Source organism: Embleya sp. NPDC056575 (genome assembly GCF_042793325.1).
Lineage (GTDB): Bacteria > Actinomycetota > Actinomycetes > Streptomycetales > Streptomycetaceae > Embleya.
Genome location: NZ_JBHTVA010000026.1, coordinates 51345 through 67290 on the forward strand (window position 1 = coordinate 51345; position 15946 = coordinate 67290).

Annotated in this window: 14 protein-coding genes; 8 read left to right on the plus strand and 6 right to left on the minus strand. The window is 71.8% G+C overall.

The window, feature by feature from the left end; genetic code table 11:
• Position 1: 1 nt before the first annotated feature.
• Positions 2-640, minus strand: coding sequence for a transcriptional regulator (locus tag ACFRCG_RS21575; protein ID WP_380033715.1), 639 nt, complete (start codon positions 638-640; stop codon positions 2-4).
• A gap of 301 nt (positions 641-941) precedes the next feature.
• Between ACFRCG_RS21575 and ACFRCG_RS21580 the strand changes: the two genes are divergently transcribed.
• Positions 942-1586 (plus strand): Crp/Fnr family transcriptional regulator, encoded by a 645-nt coding sequence (locus tag ACFRCG_RS21580; RefSeq protein ID WP_380033716.1) that lies wholly within the window; start codon positions 942-944, stop codon positions 1584-1586.
• A gap of 116 nt (positions 1587-1702) precedes the next feature.
• Positions 1703-2401 carry a hypothetical protein gene (locus ACFRCG_RS21585; protein WP_380033718.1) on the plus strand — a complete coding sequence of 233 codons (699 nt, stop codon included), beginning with the start codon at positions 1703-1705 and terminating at the stop codon, positions 2399-2401.
• Positions 2402-2654: 253 nt separating this feature from the next.
• On the opposite strand, the gene ACFRCG_RS21590 is transcribed toward ACFRCG_RS21585, so the two are convergent.
• Complete coding sequence (locus ACFRCG_RS21590; RefSeq protein ID WP_380033720.1) at positions 2655-3317, minus strand: fasciclin domain-containing protein; 663 nt, start codon at positions 3315-3317, stop codon at positions 2655-2657.
• Positions 3318-3430: 113 nt separating this feature from the next.
• On the minus strand, positions 3431-5023 hold the full coding sequence (locus ACFRCG_RS21595; protein WP_380033722.1) for a molybdopterin-dependent oxidoreductase: 1593 nt from the start codon (positions 5021-5023) through the stop codon (positions 3431-3433).
• Between the two features lie 250 nt (positions 5024-5273).
• Here ACFRCG_RS21595 and sigK point away from each other — a divergent pair, with 250 nt between their 5' ends.
• The 3 genes from sigK (at position 5274) to ACFRCG_RS21610 (ending at position 7262) form a co-directional block, all read left to right on the plus strand.
• On the plus strand, positions 5274-5858 hold the full coding sequence (gene sigK / locus ACFRCG_RS21600; RefSeq protein WP_380033723.1) for an ECF RNA polymerase sigma factor SigK: 585 nt from the start codon (positions 5274-5276) through the stop codon (positions 5856-5858).
• Positions 5855-6607, plus strand: a complete 753-nt coding sequence (locus ACFRCG_RS21605) for an anti-sigma factor domain-containing protein (RefSeq protein WP_380033724.1) — start codon at positions 5855-5857, stop codon at positions 6605-6607. Before sigK ends, ACFRCG_RS21605 begins: the two co-directional genes overlap by 4 nt.
• A gap of 124 nt (positions 6608-6731) precedes the next feature.
• Positions 6732-7262 carry a hypothetical protein gene (locus tag ACFRCG_RS21610; RefSeq protein WP_126637333.1) on the plus strand — a complete coding sequence of 177 codons (531 nt, stop codon included), beginning with the start codon at positions 6732-6734 and terminating at the stop codon, positions 7260-7262.
• 205 nt (positions 7263-7467) lie between these two features.
• Here ACFRCG_RS21610 and recQ read toward each other — a convergent pair whose 3' ends face one another.
• The 3 genes from recQ to ACFRCG_RS21625 all read right to left on the minus strand — a co-directional run bounded on the left by recQ (position 7468) and on the right by ACFRCG_RS21625 (position 12321).
• Positions 7468-9540, minus strand: a complete 2073-nt coding sequence (recQ, locus tag ACFRCG_RS21615; RefSeq protein WP_380033726.1) for a DNA helicase RecQ — start codon at positions 9538-9540, stop codon at positions 7468-7470.
• 76 nt (positions 9541-9616) lie between these two features.
• Positions 9617-11134, minus strand: a complete 1518-nt coding sequence (locus tag ACFRCG_RS21620; protein WP_380033728.1) for an aldehyde dehydrogenase (NADP(+)) — start codon at positions 11132-11134, stop codon at positions 9617-9619.
• Between the two features lie 131 nt (positions 11135-11265).
• A complete protein-coding gene (locus ACFRCG_RS21625; RefSeq protein ID WP_379994904.1) occupies positions 11266-12321 on the minus strand; it encodes a LacI family DNA-binding transcriptional regulator in 1056 nt (351 codons plus the stop codon).
• A gap of 167 nt (positions 12322-12488) precedes the next feature.
• Between ACFRCG_RS21625 and ACFRCG_RS21630 the strand changes: the two genes are divergently transcribed.
• From ACFRCG_RS21630 to ACFRCG_RS21640, 3 genes are read left to right on the plus strand one after another with little or no spacing between them, the layout of a single operon-like run.
• Positions 12489-14105, plus strand: a complete 1617-nt coding sequence (locus ACFRCG_RS21630; RefSeq protein ID WP_380033829.1) for an ABC transporter substrate-binding protein — start codon at positions 12489-12491, stop codon at positions 14103-14105.
• A complete protein-coding gene (locus tag ACFRCG_RS21635; RefSeq protein ID WP_380033730.1) occupies positions 14105-15055 on the plus strand; it encodes an ABC transporter permease in 951 nt (316 codons plus the stop codon). Before ACFRCG_RS21630 ends, ACFRCG_RS21635 begins: the two co-directional genes overlap by 1 nt.
• On the plus strand, positions 15052-15939 hold the full coding sequence (locus tag ACFRCG_RS21640) for an ABC transporter permease (RefSeq protein WP_380033732.1): 888 nt from the start codon (positions 15052-15054) through the stop codon (positions 15937-15939). Before ACFRCG_RS21635 ends, ACFRCG_RS21640 begins: the two co-directional genes overlap by 4 nt.
• Positions 15940-15946 lie beyond the last annotated feature (7 nt).

Here is a 15946-nt window from a genome sequence, read left to right on the forward strand (position 1 = left end):
GCTACGACGTCGGGAGAGCGTCCCAGAAGGCCAGTTCGTAGCTCTGCATCAGTCGGGCGGCGGTCTTGGCACCCTCCTGGTCGTCACCCCCGTCGAGGCCGGTCTGCAACAGGGTCAGCGCCGCGTCCTCGAAGCCCGGGGGCGGTGCCGAGAAGAAGGTGAAGAAGGCCACCTGGTCCTCGGTCAGATCGTGGTGGGTGCGCAGGGCCCGCGCGAAGCGGCCGCAATAGTCGCCCCAAAAGCCGAAGTTGACCAACAGCGCGAGCGCCACCTCGGACCGCGAGCCGAACTGGGCCAACCAGGCCAGGTGATGCGGATACCCCTGGGCGGCGGCCACCGGCGGGTGGCCGCGCAGTTCGGCGCCGCCCACGCCGACCGCCTCGGCGTACGGCGTCAGCAACTCCAGCGCCTGCGCCTCGCCGCTCGCGAGCGCCAGGAACAGCGGCGCGGCATCCGGGAAGCGGGCCGCCAGGAGGGCGAAGGAGCGCCCGTCACTGGAGAGGATCCGGTACTCCTCGCCCGCGATCCGGCGCAACGCCTCGACGTCGACCGGCCCGGCCTCGGCGCGGTCCACGAACCGGTTCGCGGCGCCCTCGGTCAGGTCCTGGACGACCTGGGTATAGAGCATTCGTGCGTCCATCGTCCACCGTTCCACTCGTCGGTCCCGGCGCTCACGCGATCTCGGCGCGGCCCTCGTGCGGGAGCCGTATCCCTCCCCGGGAACGGGCCGATTCACTCCCCGATCGTGGCGGCGAGGGCGAAAATCCGTGGGGAAACCGGCGGAAATCCATCGAAGGGGTGACCGGTCGGCGGGACGGATCGTGCGCCGCGTGCGGGGCGACGCACGGTCGGTTGGGCCGGTGCGGCGGGATCGCCGAACGCCTGCCCAACCCCGATACGCGTGATTAAGCTCTGGCGGCACGGGCGACGGAGGAGCGGGTGTGGCGGAGGAAGACAGGGCGTTGCCCATGGAACTCCGGGACGTGCTGCGGGAATCGGGCCGCCGATTGGGCTACGACCGGGGTGACGCGCTGTTCATGGAGGGCGATCACCCGCGCCACGTGGTGTTGATCGAACACGGGCAGGTCAAGATCGAACGGGCCACCTCGGACGGGTCGGCGGTGACCATCGCGGTGCGCGGGCCGGGTGAGCTGGTGGGCGAACTCGCGTGTATCGACGGGCGAGGCCGCTCGGCGACGGTGGTCGCGCTCGGCCCGGTGGTGGCGGTGCTGGTGCCGCTGACCCGATTTCGCGAACTGCTCAGCACGAACGCCCCGTTGGTGTACGCGGTGTTGATCCGCACGGTGTTGCGGATCCGCGAGTCGGACCGCTGGCGGGTCGAGTACGGCGCGCTGGCCACCGGGCGGCGGGTGGCCCGGGCGCTGGCTGATCGTACGCTGGGCCGGGCCGAGGGTCCGTGTGTGATCCGGACCACCCAGCAGGAACTCGCGGACGCGATCGGCATCTCCCGGGAATCGGTGGTCCGGGCGCTGCGCGTGCTGCACGAGTCGGACCTGGTGCAGACCCGGCGCGGCAGCATCGTGGTGTCCGATCCACCCGCTTTACGGGAATGGGCCGACGGATAACGCGTTGTGTGTCATCTGACGCGTACAAGCGGCCGGCGCCGGAGTACTCCTTGAGGGGCAGGAGGCGGGGAGTGGCGAGCGGGGCGTGCGAGCGCACGGCCCGATAGGGGGATTCCGTGGGAGCCAAGTCGCGATACATGTCGATCCTGGTGCTCGACGTCGAGCGATTCGGCAGGCGCTCGGACGTGACGCAGGAGTGGGTACGGGGACGTCTGTACGAACTGCTGCACTCGGCCCTCGAATCGGCGGGCATCGCCTGGGACGCGTGTGTGGTCGAGGATCGTGGTGACGGGGCGATTCTGCTGATCCCGGCGAACGTGCCGAAGGAGGATCTGACCGACCTGTTCATCGATCGCCTGCATGCCGGCCTGCGCAACCACGACCGGCACGCGAGCGACGAGGCACGGATCCGGCTGCGGGTGTCGCTGCACGCGGGGGACGTGGTGCAGGACACCCGGGGCTGGTCGGGCAGCGCGATCAACACCGCCTGCCGGTTGGTCAACGCGGACCCGCTGCGCGACGTGTTGGCCGCCGCGGAGCGTGCGTGTCTGGCGCTGATCGTCTCCAAGCCTTGGCACGAGGCGGTGGTCGTCCCGGAGCGGGGCGGCCTGGAGAGCGCGGCCTACGGGGAGGTCCACGTGCGGGCCAAGGAGGTCGACGAGACGGCCTGGGTGTACGTACCCGGGTATCAGCGCCCACCCGCCACGGAGCCCGAGCGGGCGGCGAATCCGCCGCGAGGCAAGAAGACGACTGTCCGGCGCGGGGGGCTGGACAGGGGCTTCACCTTCGACGGGGAGGTTCGCTCGCCCGGCTGACGTGGTGGGTGGTGACGAACCGGGTCGGGTCCGCAAGCCCCCGACGAAGCCGACGGGGGTTTGCGGACACGACTCGGGGCGCGAGGTCGATGTGGCCGACCGATGGGGGCGGTTTCGACCGGCGCGGCGGCCGGTACCCCCGGGCCTGGGAGGGAGAGGCCCGACGGTGCGCGGCACCCGGGTGGACGGTCGCGCCCCCACGCACGGGGGCCGACCGTCCACCGGCTCGCCCCGGGGCGGGCGCGTGGATCGGTCAGGAGGCCGGCGGCATCAACACGGTGTCCACGATGTACACGGTCGCGTTCGCGGTCGGCACGTTGCCGCAGACCACCTTCGAGGTGTCGTTGACGGTGTACGCGTCACCCGAGCCCTTGGTGCTCAGCGGCTGCTTCTCCAGCGTCTCGAACGAGCCGCCGGCCAACCGGGCGGGGGCCAGGCGTTGTCCCACCACGTGGTAGGTCAGGACCTTGGTCAGCGTGTCCTTGTCGGCGAGGAGCTTGTCCAGGGTGTCCTTGGGGATCTTCGCGAACGCTTCATTGGTCGGCGCGAACACCGTGATGTTCTGCGCGGTGTTGAGCGTGTCCACCAGGCCGGCCGCCTTGACCGCGGCCACCAGTGTGGACAACACGGGGTTGTTCGAGGCGGCGGTGGCGACCGGGTCCTGGGCCATGCCGGTGAAGCTGCCCGCGCCGGTGGCCGGGACCGCGGTACACCCGGCGCCGAAGGGCGCGGCGGCCGGCGTGGTGGTGCCGGGGGCGCCGGCCGCCGCCGATGGGGCCGCGGCCGGTGCGGATGCCGCCGTCTTCGAGGCGGAGTCGTCCTTCTTGTCGTCGCTGCCGCAGGCGGCCAGCGGGAGGGCGAGCGCGGCCACGGTCGCGACGGTGGCGATGGTGCGGGGGAGACGGATGACGGTCATGGCGTGACTTCCTTGGTCGAGGTGCTGCGGACCGCGTCCGCGACGGATGCGCCGCGGAATCGAACGGCTGACGGGATCGGGGGGAGCCGACAGGCGGCGAGGGGGATGGGTGATCAGGCGACGGTGACCACCACCGAATGTCGTCCGGTGGCACCGTCGGGCACCGTGCCGACCCGCTTGTCGGTCTGCACCGCGCCGGTGGCGTCGGTCGCGCGGACCTCGATCCGCTGCGAGCCGGTCCGGGTGGGCGTCCACTCCCACACCCATTGCCGCCAGGTGTCGGGGCCGGGCACCTCGGCCGACCGGGCCGGCTGCCACGGCCCGCCGTCCACGCTCACCTCGACCCCGGCCACGCCCCGGTGCTGCGCCCACGCGACGCCGGCGATCGGTACCGGAACGCCGACCCGCAGGCGGGCGAACGGTTTGGGCGTGTCGATTCGCGACTGGGTCTTGATCGGCGCCTCCCGGGCCCAGGTGCGCTCGACCCAGTAGGCGTCGTAGCCGGCGAACGTGGTCAATTCGAGGTCGACGAGCCACTTGCACGCGGACACGTAGCCGTACAGGCCGGGCACCACCATCCGGAGCGGATAGCCGTGTTCGAACGGCAGCGGTTCGCCGTTCATGCCCACCGCGAGCAGCGCGTCGCGCCCGTCCATGGCCACCTCGACCGGGGTGCCGATGGTCATCCCGTCGATGGACCGGGAGACCAGTTGATCGGCGGGCCCGCCCCGGCTCGGGGGACGCACGCCGGCCTCGCGCAAGAGGTCGGCGAGGCGTACCCCGAGCCAGCGGGCGGTGCCCGTGTACGGCCCGCCGACCTCGTTCGACACACATGTCAGGGTGAGGTCGCGCTCGATCAGCGGGCGGCGCAGCAGGTCGTCGTAGGAGTAGCGCAGCGGGGTGCGGACACCCTTGCCGTGGATCCGCAACGACCAGTTCTCGACGTCCACGCGGGGGACCACCAGGGCGGTGTCCACGCGGTAGAAGTCGGAGTTGGGGGTGGTGAAGGCGGACAGTCCGGGCAGGCGCAGGTCAGTGCCCGGCGGGAGCGGTGCGGCCGGCTCCGCCGCGGCGGGCAGCCGGATGCGGTCGCGGAAGGCGGCGATCGAGGCCCGCCTGCCGTTGGTGACGATCCGCCCGGTGGTGCCGGCCACCGCCGAGCCGAGGACCAGCGCGCCGGCGGTGATCAGGAACGCCCGGCGGTCCAACGCGCGATCCTGTGCGCGTACTCGCACCACCGGATCGGTCGACCACCACAGCGCGGCGGCGCCGAGCACGCCGCCCAGCAGGGAGGGCACCGTGTCGACGAGGCCGGCGCCGGCGCGATGTACCGCCGCGTATGCGCCGACCACTCCGAACGCGAACACTCCGGCCATCGCCGTGCGGCGCAGCCGCAGCGACAGGACGCCCAGGCCCATCGCGATCAGGCCGAGGACCACCAGGATCCCCGTCTTCAGGACGAGTTTGTCGTCGGTGCCGAAGTGGCGGACGGCCCAGTCCTTGACCGCCGGCGGAGTGCGGTCGATCACCGCTCCGCCGACGGCCGGGAGGGGGCCCGCCTCGGGGCGAACGAACGCCGCCGCGAACTCGGCGACGGCCAACGCGGCGCCGGCGGACAGCAGTCCGGCGAGCGCGCCTGCTCCGGCCCGGAGCCATCGGCGGGTTTCGGTTGCCTTCACGTGGGGCCATTCGCCGCCGTCGGCCATTCGGATTGGTCGTTCACTCGAACGGGTCGGGGTGGCGACCCGGCCCGGAAATCGATGGGCGCGCGGACCAATCCGGGCGGTCCGCGGCGCCGAATACGGCTCGGATGGCCGTGTGTGGTGACGGGGCCGGGTGGGGCCCGGATGCCCGGCGCGGGTGTCCGCCTCGGGATCGGCGCGAGTGGGAGTGGGACATGGACGATCGGCACGGACACCGCCGCCGGGACGGGCTCGGGCAGGGGGGTGAGGCCGGGTGAGGACCGTCGTACACATCGCCGCGCCGGGTGGACGCGGGCCCACGCTGGAGGACCGGCTCGCCCTCGTCGCGCAGGGCGACCAGGAGGCGTTCTCGTTCGTCTACGACGCGGTGATCGGCGCGGTGCTCGGGGTCGCCCGGCGGGTGGTCCGCGATCCCGCGCAGTCGGAGGAGGTGGCACAGGAGGTGCTGCTCGACGTCTGGCGCGGCGCCGCGCGATTTCGCCCCGATCGGGGCAGCGCGATGACCTGGGTCCTGACGATGGCGCACCGTCGCGCCGTCGACCGGGTGCGCTCGGCCCAGGCGGCCACCGATCGGGAGCACCGCACCGCGCTGCGCGAGCACACGCCCGAGTACGACGAGGTGGTCGAGGAGGTCGAGGCGCGGCTGGAGCGCGAGCAGGTACGGCGCTGCCTGCGCACGCTCACCGAGTTGCAGCGCCAGTCCGTGACCCTGGCCTACTACCGGGGCTGTACCCACCGTGAGGTGGCCGGCCTGCTCGACGTACCGCTGGGCACGATCAAGACCCGCCTGCGGGACGGTCTGATCCGCCTCCGCGACTGCCTGGGAGTGGGCGCATGACTTCCGCCGACCTGCACACGATGACGGGCGCGTACGCCCTGCACGCCCTCGACGAGGACGAACGGCGGGAGTTCGAGAGCCACTTGGCCGATTGCCCGGCGTGCGCGGGGGAGGTGCGCGAGTTCCGGGAGACCTCGGCACGACTGGCCGTCGCGGTGGCCGAGACGCCGAGCCCGGAGCTGAAGCGGCGGGTGATGGACGAGATCGTGACCGTGCGTCAGCTGCCGCCGGAACTGCCCGATCGGCCCTCGCCCACCCCGGTGGAGCCGCGCCGGACCCGGCGGGTGGTGGTTTTGGTACTGGCGGCCTGCCTGGCGGCGATCGGCACGCTGGGCGGGGTGGCGATCGATCAGTACCGGGACGCGCGGGACGCCGAACGGGCCGTGGCCGAGCAGCGGGCGCGGGGCGCGGCGATCGAAGCGGTGATCACCGCGCCGGACGCGGTCGGGGGCTCGGCGCCGGCCGGTGGCGGCGGGACGGTGCGGGTGATCGCCTCGCCCGCGCTGGACCGGACCGTGGTGCTGACCTCGGGGCTGCCGGCGCTGCCGGACGCGCGGGTGTACCAGGGGTGGTACAACGACCACGGCCACATGCGGTCGATCGGGCTGATCCGGCCGGGGACGGCGCTGCTGGCGTCGGGGTTGGATCGGGCGTCGGGGGTCGGGGTGACGGTGGAGCCGGCGGGCGGCTCGACGCAACCTTCAGGTGAGCCGATCGTGCTGATCGACTTCCCGGTGGGGCGGTCGTGAGCGGTGAGTCGGGCGGCTCGGGCGACCTTGCGGGGTGCGGATCGGAGTTGCTGCGTCACGGTGGGTGATCAGCGATGTGGGCGTGACTTGATTTGTGGTCCGTCGTGTTCGAGGATTTCGGACCATGGGACCTCTCAAGCCGGATGTCGGCGAACTGATCTTCGGAGTCATCGTTTTCGGGCTGGTCTTCGCGGTCTTCGCGAAGGTCCTGCTGCCGCGGATCGGGAAGACGCTCGCCGAACGGCACGACGCGCTCGAAGGCGGCTTCGACCGGGCGACCGACATCCAGGCGGAGAGCGAGGCCGCGCTGGCCGAGCTGCGGGCGCAGATGGCCGAGACCCGGCGCGAGACCGCGCTGGTTCGGCAGCAGGCGGCCGAGGAGGGGGCCAGGCTGATCGCGGAGGCGCGCGCCGAGGGGCAGCGCATTCGTGAGGAGCTGGTGACCACCGGCCACGAGAAGCTGAACGGCGACGTCACGCTCGCGACCGCGTCGCTGCACGCGGAGCTGGGCCTGATCGCGACCGAGCTGGCGAGCAAGGTGCTCGGCGAGCCGGTCGGCACGCTGGTGGCCGACAGCGACGTGATCGAGCGCTTCATGGCGGAGCTGGCCGAGCTCGACGAGACGCCGGAAGGCGGCGCGGCGGACAAGGGCTGACCGACACGCTTTCGAGGCGACCGGTTCCGGGGTGCACTCCCCGGGGCCGGTCGTCTTCGTTTTCGGGGTGGGCCTGTGGTGTGGACGCGGGCGTGGGTTTTTTTTGGGACGGCGAGGCATTCGGGCCGGGCCGCGGTGGTCCCCGCGGCCCGGCTCTCGGCTCGGTACGGGGTGATCCGCGCGGCCCGGCCCTCGGCTCGGTTCGTCAGCCCCGGTAGTCGGGATCCGGGTCGAAGTCCGGGTCGTATTCCGGGGTGGGCTCGAAGTCCGGCTCGTAGTCGGGCGGGTAGTCGGCCTGATAGTCCGGCTGGTAGTCGGGGAGGGGCTCGCGGATGAGTTCGGACACGGGCTCGCGGGTGAGCTCGGCCGCCGGCCGCGTCGATTGCGCCGGTTGTGCGGGCACGGTGGCCGCGGCCGCCGGGGCCGCGCCGGCCAGCGTGTCCAGGATCGGCTGCCCGTACTTGGCCAGCTTGTTCTCGCCGATCCCGCTGATCGTGCCCAGCTCGGCGAGCGTGGTCGGCAGGGCCGTCGCGATCTCGCGCAGGGTCGCGTCGTGGAAGATCACGTAGGCCGGGACACCCTGCTCCTTCGCGGTCGCCCCGCGCCACGCCCGCAGCGCCTCGAAGATCGGCGTGGCCGCCGCCGGCATCTCGACCGGCGCCGCCTTGCCCTTGCCGGTCTTGGCCGCCTTCGCCGCCTTCGCCGCGCGCGCCGGCCGCTCGGGCTCGCGCCGCAACATCACCTCGCGCTTGCGGCCCAGCACCTCGTCGCTGCCCTCGGTGAGCACGAGCGCGTTGTACGACGGCTCCACGGCGAGCAGCTTCATCGCGAGCAACTGCCGCACCACGCTCATCCATTCGGTCCGGCTCAGCTCGGTACCGATGCCGAAGACGCGCAGCGTGTCGTGGTCGAACTGGATCACCTTGGCGGTCTTCGCGCCGAGCAGGATGTCGACGATCTGGCCCGCGCCGAACTTCTGCCCGCGCCGCTCGTTCTTGAGCCGCCATACCGTCGACAACACCTTCTGCGCCGCGATCGTGCCGTCCCACGCGGCGGGCGGGGACAGGCAGGTGTCGCAGTTGCCGCACGCGGTGCTCTGCTGGCCGAAGTAGGCGAGCAGGCGCACCCGGCGGCACTCGACCGTCTCGCACAGCGCCAGCATCGCGTCCAGGTGGGTGCCGAGTCGGCGGCGGTGGGCCGCGTCGCCCTCCGAGCCCTCGATCATCTTGCGCTGCTGTACGACGTCCTGGAGGCCGTAGGCCAGCCACGCGGTGGACGGCAGCCCGTCACGCCCCGCGCGGCCGGTCTCCTGGTAGTAGCCCTCGACCGACTTGGGCAGGTCCAGGTGCGCGACGAAGCGCACGTCGGGCTTGTCGATACCCATGCCGAAGGCGATGGTCGCCACCATCACCATGCCGTCCTCGCGCAGGAAGCGGGCCTGGTTGGCGGCGCGCACCCGCGAGTCCAGGCCCGCGTGGTACGGCAGCGCGTCGACGCCGTTGTCGACCAGGAACGCGGCGGTCTTCTCCACCGAGGCCCGGGACAGGCAGTAGACGATGCCCGCGTCGCCCGCGTGCTCGGCCCGGAGCAGGTCGAGGAGCTGCTTTTGCGGCTTGTCCTTGTGGGCGATCCGGTACTGGATGTTGGGCCGGTCGAAGCTGGCCACGAAGTGCCTGGCCTGCCGCAGGTTCAGCCGGGAGGCGATCTCGGCGTGGGTGGCCTCGGTCGCCGTCGCGGTGAGCGCCACGCGCGGCACGTCGGGCCAGCGCTCGTGCAGCTGGGACAGGGTGAGGTAGTCGGGCCGGAAGTCGTGTCCCCACTGCGCCACGCAGTGTGCCTCGTCGATCGCGAACAGCGAGACGATGCCCCGGTCCAGGAGCCGCAGCGTGGCGTCGACCCTCAGCCGCTCGGGCGCGAGGTAGAGCAGGTCCAGCTCGCCGGCCAGGAACTCCGCCTCGACCATGCGCCGCTCGTCGGGGTTCTGCGTGGAGTTGAGGAATCCGGCTCGCACGCCGAGCGCGGTCAGCGCGTCGACCTGGTCCTGCATGAGCGCGATCAGCGGGGAGATGACCACCCCGACGCCTTTGCGGACCAGCGCGGGGATCTGGTAGCAGAGCGACTTGCCGCCACCGGTGGGCATGAGCACGAGGGCGTCGCCGCCGCCGATCACATGCTCGATGATCTCCTGCTGGCTGCCGCGAAAGGAGTCGTAGCCGAAGACGCGATGCAGAACCTGCAGCGCTTCGCTGATCTGGGGACCGTCGTCGAGCGCTGTCATCCGAGCAGTCTAAGAGCTTGTGGCGACACCCGAGTGCGGTCTGTGGACAAGTGGTCGGGTCGGGGCCGTCGACGGGTCAGGGCTGGATTTCGCGGGGTACGCCCAGCGGGTTGGCGTCGCGCAGTTCCGGAGGCAGGAGGGCGTCGGGCCAGTCCTGGTAGGCGGTCGGGACGAGCCAGCGCCGCAGTGCGGTGCCGCCGACGGAGGTGTGGCCGGGGGCGGTGGTGGCGGGCCAGGGGCCGCCGTGGTGCATGGCCCAGCACACCGCGACGCCCGTGGGCCAGCCGTTGTGGACGAGCCGGCCGACGCGCGGGCGCAGGACGGCGGCGACCCGGGCGGCGAGCGGATGGTCGGCCTCGACGGCGTGGACCGAGCCGGTGAGGCTGCCCGGGAGCACGGCGAGGGCGGCGAGGAGGGCGTCCGGGTCGGGGTAGGTGACGACCAGGCCGGCCGGGCCGAAGGTCTCCTCGGTCAGCTCGGCGGCGTGCGCGACGAACTCGGCGAGGTCGGCGCGCCGGACCACGGGGGCGACCGCCCAGGCGCCTTCGCCGGCGATGCCTCGGGCCGCTTCGGGCCCGGTGTGCGTCGCCGTGGCCCGCTCGTACGCGTCCCGGACGCGCTCGGACAACATCGGGCCGCCGGTCGCGGTGCGGGTGTGCGCGGCGATGGCGTCGGGGAGGCCGCCGGTCTCGGGGACGAACAGCAGGCCGGGATTGGTACAGAACTGGCCGGTGCCCAGGGTGAGCGAGCCGAGGTAGCCCCGGGCCAGTTCGTCGGCCCGCTCGGCCGCCGCGCCGGGCAGTACCACGACCGGGTTGACGCTGCCGAGTTCGCCGAAGAACGGGATCGGGTCGCGCCGGCCGGCGGCCAGGTCGAACAGGGCCCGGCCGCCGGCGAGCGAGCCGGTGAAGCCGACGGCCGCGACGCCGGGGTGGGTGACCAGCGGAGCGCCGGAGGCGGGGCCGACGACCAGGCCGAGCAGGTCCTCGGCGACACCGGCGGCGGTCAGCGCGGCGCGGACCACCCGGGCCACCGCGATCGAGGTCGCCGGGTGCGCCTCGTGCACCTTGACCACGACCGGACACCCGGCCGCCCACGCGGACGCGGTGTCGCCGCCGACCACGGAGAACGCGAACGGGAAGTTGCTCGCGGCGAACACCGCGACCACGCCGATCGGATGCGACATGCGGCGCACGTCGGGCCGGCCGAGCGCCGGATCGGCCGGGCTGAGCACCGCGCCCACGTGCGCGCCGGTCCGGAGCAGCCCGGCGAACATGCGCAGTTGGCCCGAGGTACGCCCGACCTCCCCGCCCAACCGGACCACACCCAACGCGGTCTCCCCGTCGGCGACGGCCACCAACTCGTCCCGCGCCGCATCCAACGCGTCGGCAACGGCCTCCAACACCGAGGCCCGCTCCGCTCCCGTCCGCGCCGCCCACCCGGGCAACACCTCCCGAGCCGCCGCGACGACGCGATCCACCTCGGCCTCGGAACTCGCGGCCACGGGCTCGCCGATCGGCTTTCCGGTGCGCGGACTGAACCCCTGCACGGCGGTGGGCACGACGGTGCTGGGAGTCGAAGTCGACTCGATCACGGCATTTCCTCCGGGGCGACGAATGAACGAGCGGGGGCGCGAGCGGCGTTCGGGAGACATCGAACCACGCCCATCCGCGTGGTTCCGGGTCCGGCGGCCGAGGACCACGCCGTGCGCGGTCGGCCGAGGGATCAGTCGTGACCGCCGCTCCGGCGTGACGTTCCGCGTATCTCCAGGCGGGTTTCGATGGTTCGGCCCGTGGGGGACCGGTCGCCGGATTCCAGTGCCTTGATCAGCAACTCCATGCCGGCGGTGGCGATTTCGACGGGACGCAGGCTCAGGGTGGTGATCGGTGGGTCGGTCTGGGCGGCCGTCGGGTCGTCGCTGACGCAGACGATCAGCAGGTCGTCCGGGGTGCTCAGGCCGTGGGCGCGGATCGTCTCCAGGATCAGCGGCGGGTTGGCCTCGGTGAGTACGAACAGCGCGTCGGGGCGGTCGGATCGGGCCAGCATGACGTCGATCGCGGCGCGGGTGGCCCGGCTCCCGGGACGTTCGCTCAGTTCCACGAGCGGGGCGAACCCTCGTGCCGCGCACCATTCGTGATACGTCGTCAGCGCCAGCTCGTAGAACAGCGACGTGGTTCCCGCGCCGATCACGCCGATCCGTCGCGCGCCGCCCGCCGCCAGGTGATCGAGCACGCCCCGCACCGCGATCTCGTGGTCGATGTCCACCCAGTGCGCCCCCGGCTTGCCCTGCACGCGTCGGTCCGAGACGACCGGGATGTGCGCCGCCAGGAAGTCCTCCACCAGCGGGTCGTCGGCGAGCGGATCGGCCAGTACGGCGGCGTCGAGCGGCAGATCCGCCCACTCGTCGCGGGCCGATCGGGTGGGCAGCAGGACCAGCGCGTATCCGTGGGCGAGCGCGGCCTGCGCGGTGGCGCTGGTGAGTTGGGCGAAGTAGGGCGACTCCATGTACGACCACGGGGTTTCCACGTACTCGCGTACCGCGTAACCGATCAGCCTGGCGTGTCCCGCGCGCAACAGCCGCGCGGTGGCGTTGGGGCGGTAGCCGAGCCGGCGCGCGGTCTCCTGGGCGTGCAGGCGGACCGCGTCGGACAGCCGACCGGTGCCGTTCAGGGCGGCCGAGACGGTGGTCTTGGACAGCCCCGCCTCGCGGGCGACGTCGACGAGGCGGACCCGGGGTACGGGCGCGGGTCGTTTGCCGCCGCTTCGCGGTGAAGTGGTCATGTCGCCACATGCTGCCGGCTGGGCAGCCCTGCGTCACGTTCGCGCACCCCGCTGCGACCTTGAGAAAACCGTTCCCGCAAACCCTTGTGCGGGAACGTTCCCGCATCAATACTCCAGACGACCCCAGCGTCCCCGCTACCCCCTGGAAGAGGTGGGTTCCCTTGCGCATGCTCCGATCCGTCGCGGCGGTTGCCGTCATGGCCGCCGCCGTGGCCGGGTGCTCCGGTGGTTCCAACGACTCGGCCAAGCCGGCCGGCGGGTTCAAGGTCAGCCCGGACACCCCCGCGGCCAAGGGCAACATCCCCTCGGTCACCTGGTCGCTGTACGCCGAGCCGCAGACGCTCGACTACCTCTACGCCTGGGACTTCCCGATCAATACGGTGCTGGCCAACGTGTGCGAGCAGTTCCTGCGCACCACGCCGGACATGAAGATCGAGCCGGGACTGGCCACCTCGTACACCAACCCGGACCCCCTCACCTGGGTCTACGAACTGCGGCCCGGGGTCACCTTCCACGACGGCACGCCGATGACCTCCGCCGACGCGGTGGCCAGCCTCAAGCGGCACATGGACCCCGAACTCGCCTCCGCGTGGGGCACCGCGTTCCGCAACGTCGCCTCGATCGACGCCACCGGCCCGCTCCAGGTGACCATCAAGCTGAACAAGCCGGACGCGCTGCTCAATTCGCTGCTCGCCGCCTCGCCCGGCACGGTGGAGAGCGCCGCCTCGATCGCCAAGGCCGGGAAGGACTACGGCAACCCGCAGGGCGGGGTGAACTGCACCGGCCCCTACTCGCTGGACAAGTGGACCGCCGGCGACTCGATCGTGCTCAAGAAGAACCCGAACTACTGGGACCCGAAGCTGATCGCGAAGAACGACCAGTTCAAGTTCGTCTTCATCCAGGATCCGGCCGCCCGGGTGAACGCGCTGCTGTCCGGCTCGGTCGACGGCGGCTACACCGTGCCCTCCAACGCGTACGGCCGACTGCTCAACACCCCCCAGGGCAAGATGTACTTCGGTCCCGGTACCGGCGCCTACCTGCTCGGCATCACCAACATGCAGGGCCCGATGGGTGACCTGAGGATGCGTCAGGCGCTGTCCATGGCGATCGACCGGCCCGGCCTGATCAAGGCCGCGGCCAGCGGCTATGCCAACGAGGTCAAGAGCCTGCTCCCGATCACCGCCTGGGGTCTGGCCCCCGACCGGGCACAGGGCTATTACGCCACCCTGCCGCCGGTCGGGCAGGACCTCGCCGCGGCCAAGAAGCTGGTCGCCGAGGCGGGCGGCGCGAACAAGAAGATCGTGCTGGCCACCAGCGTGCTCGCCCCCGAGATCTCCGTCTCGTCCACCGCGATCCAGGCCGCCGGCAAGTCGATCGGCCTGGACATCGAGCTCAAGACGGTCACCCCCGACGCCTACACCGCGCTGTTCACCGACCCCGAGGCACGCAAGGGCATCGACCTCGTGGTGACCAACGGATACACGAACACCCCCGACCCGCTGGAGTTCTACGAGTCGTTCGTCACCGGGGCGTTCGCCAACTACGGCAACTACTCCAACCCCGAGTACGACAAGCTCTACGACCAGGCGGCGGCCACCGCCGACCCCGGCGCCCGCTCGGACCTGACCGGCAAGCTCCAGGACATCGCGATGCGCGACCTGGCCTCGATCCCGCTGTTCGAGCAGCCGTCGAACCTGTTCATGAACAAGCGGATCACCGGCGCCACGGTCAGCAGCGCCGCGCTCTACTGGCCGTGGGCCGCGACCGTCGGGGCCGCGGGCTGATGGCGCGTTACTTCCTGGGCCGTTTCCTCGGGTTGGCGATGGTACTGCTGGCGACCTCGTTCCTGGTCTTCAGCGCGATCCACCTCGCCCCCGGGGATCCGGTGACCTTCCTGCTCAAGGGCCACCCGGCGACGCCGGAGGCCAGGTCGGCCGTGCGTGCCCAGTACCACCTGGACGACCCGTTCCTGTCCCAGTACGCGCAGTGGCTCGGCGACGTGTGCACCGGCGACTTCGGCCGCTCGGTGCAATTCCGGCAGGACGTCGGCGCGTTGATCTCGTCCCGGCTGCCCACCACGTTGTTCCTGATCGGCTACGCGGCGCTGCTGATCGTGCTCGCCGGCGTGCTCCTGGGCATCCTGGCCGCGCTGCGCCCGGGATTCGTGGACAGGTTCGTGCTGATCGGCACCGGAGTGGCCACCGCGACACCGTCGTTCGTCGCGGCGATCGGACTGGTCTCGCTCTTCTCGGTCAAGCTCGGCTGGTTCCCCACCTTCGGGGGCGGCCAGGGCTTCGGGGGCCGCGTCGAGCACCTGACCCTGCCCGCGGTGGCGCTCGCGTTCACCCTGTCCGGGTTGCTGGCCCGGGTGACCCGGTCCTCGATGCTGGACGAACTCGCCCGGGAACACGTCGAGGTGGCCCGCGCCCGCGGTGTCGCGGAGACCGACGTGGTGCGCCGACACGTGCTGCGCAACGCGCTCGGCCCGATCGTGACGGTCGTCGGCACCATGATCGCGGGCCTGTTGGTGACCACGTCGATCGTGGAGACCGCGTTCTCCGTACCCGGCGTCGGCGGGCTGTTGGTGTCGTCCGTGAACGTCAAGGACTTCCCGGTGGTACAGGCCATCACGCTGCTGACCGTGGCCGCGTTCGTTCTGGTCAACCTCGTGGTGGACCTGCTGCAGCCGCTGGTGGACCCGCGGCTTTCCCTGACCGGGCGAGGTGCCTCGTGAGTACGATCCCCATCGGCCGAAAGGCCGCCGGCGGCGGGATCGTCCGGCGCCCCGGCTTCGGGGTGTTGCGCGCGCTGCGGCAGGGACCGCTGTTCGCCGGCGCGGCCGTCGTCCTCGTACTGCTCGTGCTGATCGCGGTGTTCGCACCGCTGATCGCGCCGTACGACCCCGACGCCGTGGACCTGACCGCCACGCTCGCCGGTTCCTCGTCCGATCACCTGCTCGGCGCCGACCAGTCCGGCCGGGACATCCTGTCCCGCGTCATCCACGGCGCCCGCACCGGTCTGCTCGGCCCGCTGCTCGTGGTCGGCATCTCCACGATCCTGGGCATCGTGCTCGGCGTCGCCGCCGCGTGGCGCGGCGGGTGGATCGACGCGATGTTGTCCCGCTCGATGGACCTGATCTTCGCGTTCCCGGGCATGCTCGTGGCCATCTTGTTCGTCGCCGTCTTCGGGTCCGGACTGACCGCGCCGGTGATCGCGATGAGCGTCGCGTACACGCCGTACGTCGGCCGCCTGGTGCGCTCGATCGCCGCGCAGGAGAAGGCGCGGCCGTACATCGAGTCCTACCGCGTCCAGGGCTGGTCGGGATGGACCATCTGCGTGCGGCACCTGGTCCCCAACATCACCCCGACCGTGCTGGCCCAGTCGGCGATCAACTTCGGCTACGCGCTGATGGACCTGGCCGCGCTGTCCTACCTCGGCTTCGGCGTGCAACCACCCGACTCCGACTGGGGATCGATGATCAACGAGGGTCAGGCCGCACTGCTCCAGGACGCCATGCTGCCGTCGTTCGCGCCGGGCCTGTGCATCGTCGTCGCGGTCGTGGCATTCGGCATCGTCGGCGAGGGCATCGCCGACCGAGTCGCGAAGCGGGAGCGCTGATCCGGCC

What these genes read in the sequence shown, in the direction of transcription:
- ACFRCG_RS21575 (WP_380033715.1), bottom strand. Translation starts at nt 640, where the DNA reads ATGGACGCACGAATGCTCTATACCCAGGTCGTCCAGGACCTGACCGAG.
- ACFRCG_RS21590 (WP_380033720.1), bottom strand. Translation starts at nt 3,317, where the DNA reads ATGACCGTCATCCGTCTCCCCCGCACCATCGCCACCGTCGCGACCGTG.
- recQ (WP_380033726.1), bottom strand. Translation starts at nt 9,540, where the DNA reads ATGACAGCGCTCGACGACGGTCCCCAGATCAGCGAAGCGCTGCAGGTT.
- ACFRCG_RS21610 (WP_126637333.1), top strand. Translation starts at nt 6,732, where the DNA reads ATGGGACCTCTCAAGCCGGATGTCGGCGAACTGATCTTCGGAGTCATC.
- ACFRCG_RS21630 (WP_380033829.1), top strand. Translation starts at nt 12,489, where the DNA reads ATGCTCCGATCCGTCGCGGCGGTTGCCGTCATGGCCGCCGCCGTGGCC.
- ACFRCG_RS21635 (WP_380033730.1), top strand. Translation starts at nt 14,105, where the DNA reads ATGGCGCGTTACTTCCTGGGCCGTTTCCTCGGGTTGGCGATGGTACTG.
- ACFRCG_RS21605 (WP_380033724.1), top strand. Translation starts at nt 5,855, where the DNA reads ATGACTTCCGCCGACCTGCACACGATGACGGGCGCGTACGCCCTGCAC.
- ACFRCG_RS21625 (WP_379994904.1), bottom strand. Translation starts at nt 12,321, where the DNA reads ATGACCACTTCACCGCGAAGCGGCGGCAAACGACCCGCGCCCGTACCC.
- ACFRCG_RS21595 (WP_380033722.1), bottom strand. Translation starts at nt 5,023, where the DNA reads ATGGCCGACGGCGGCGAATGGCCCCACGTGAAGGCAACCGAAACCCGC.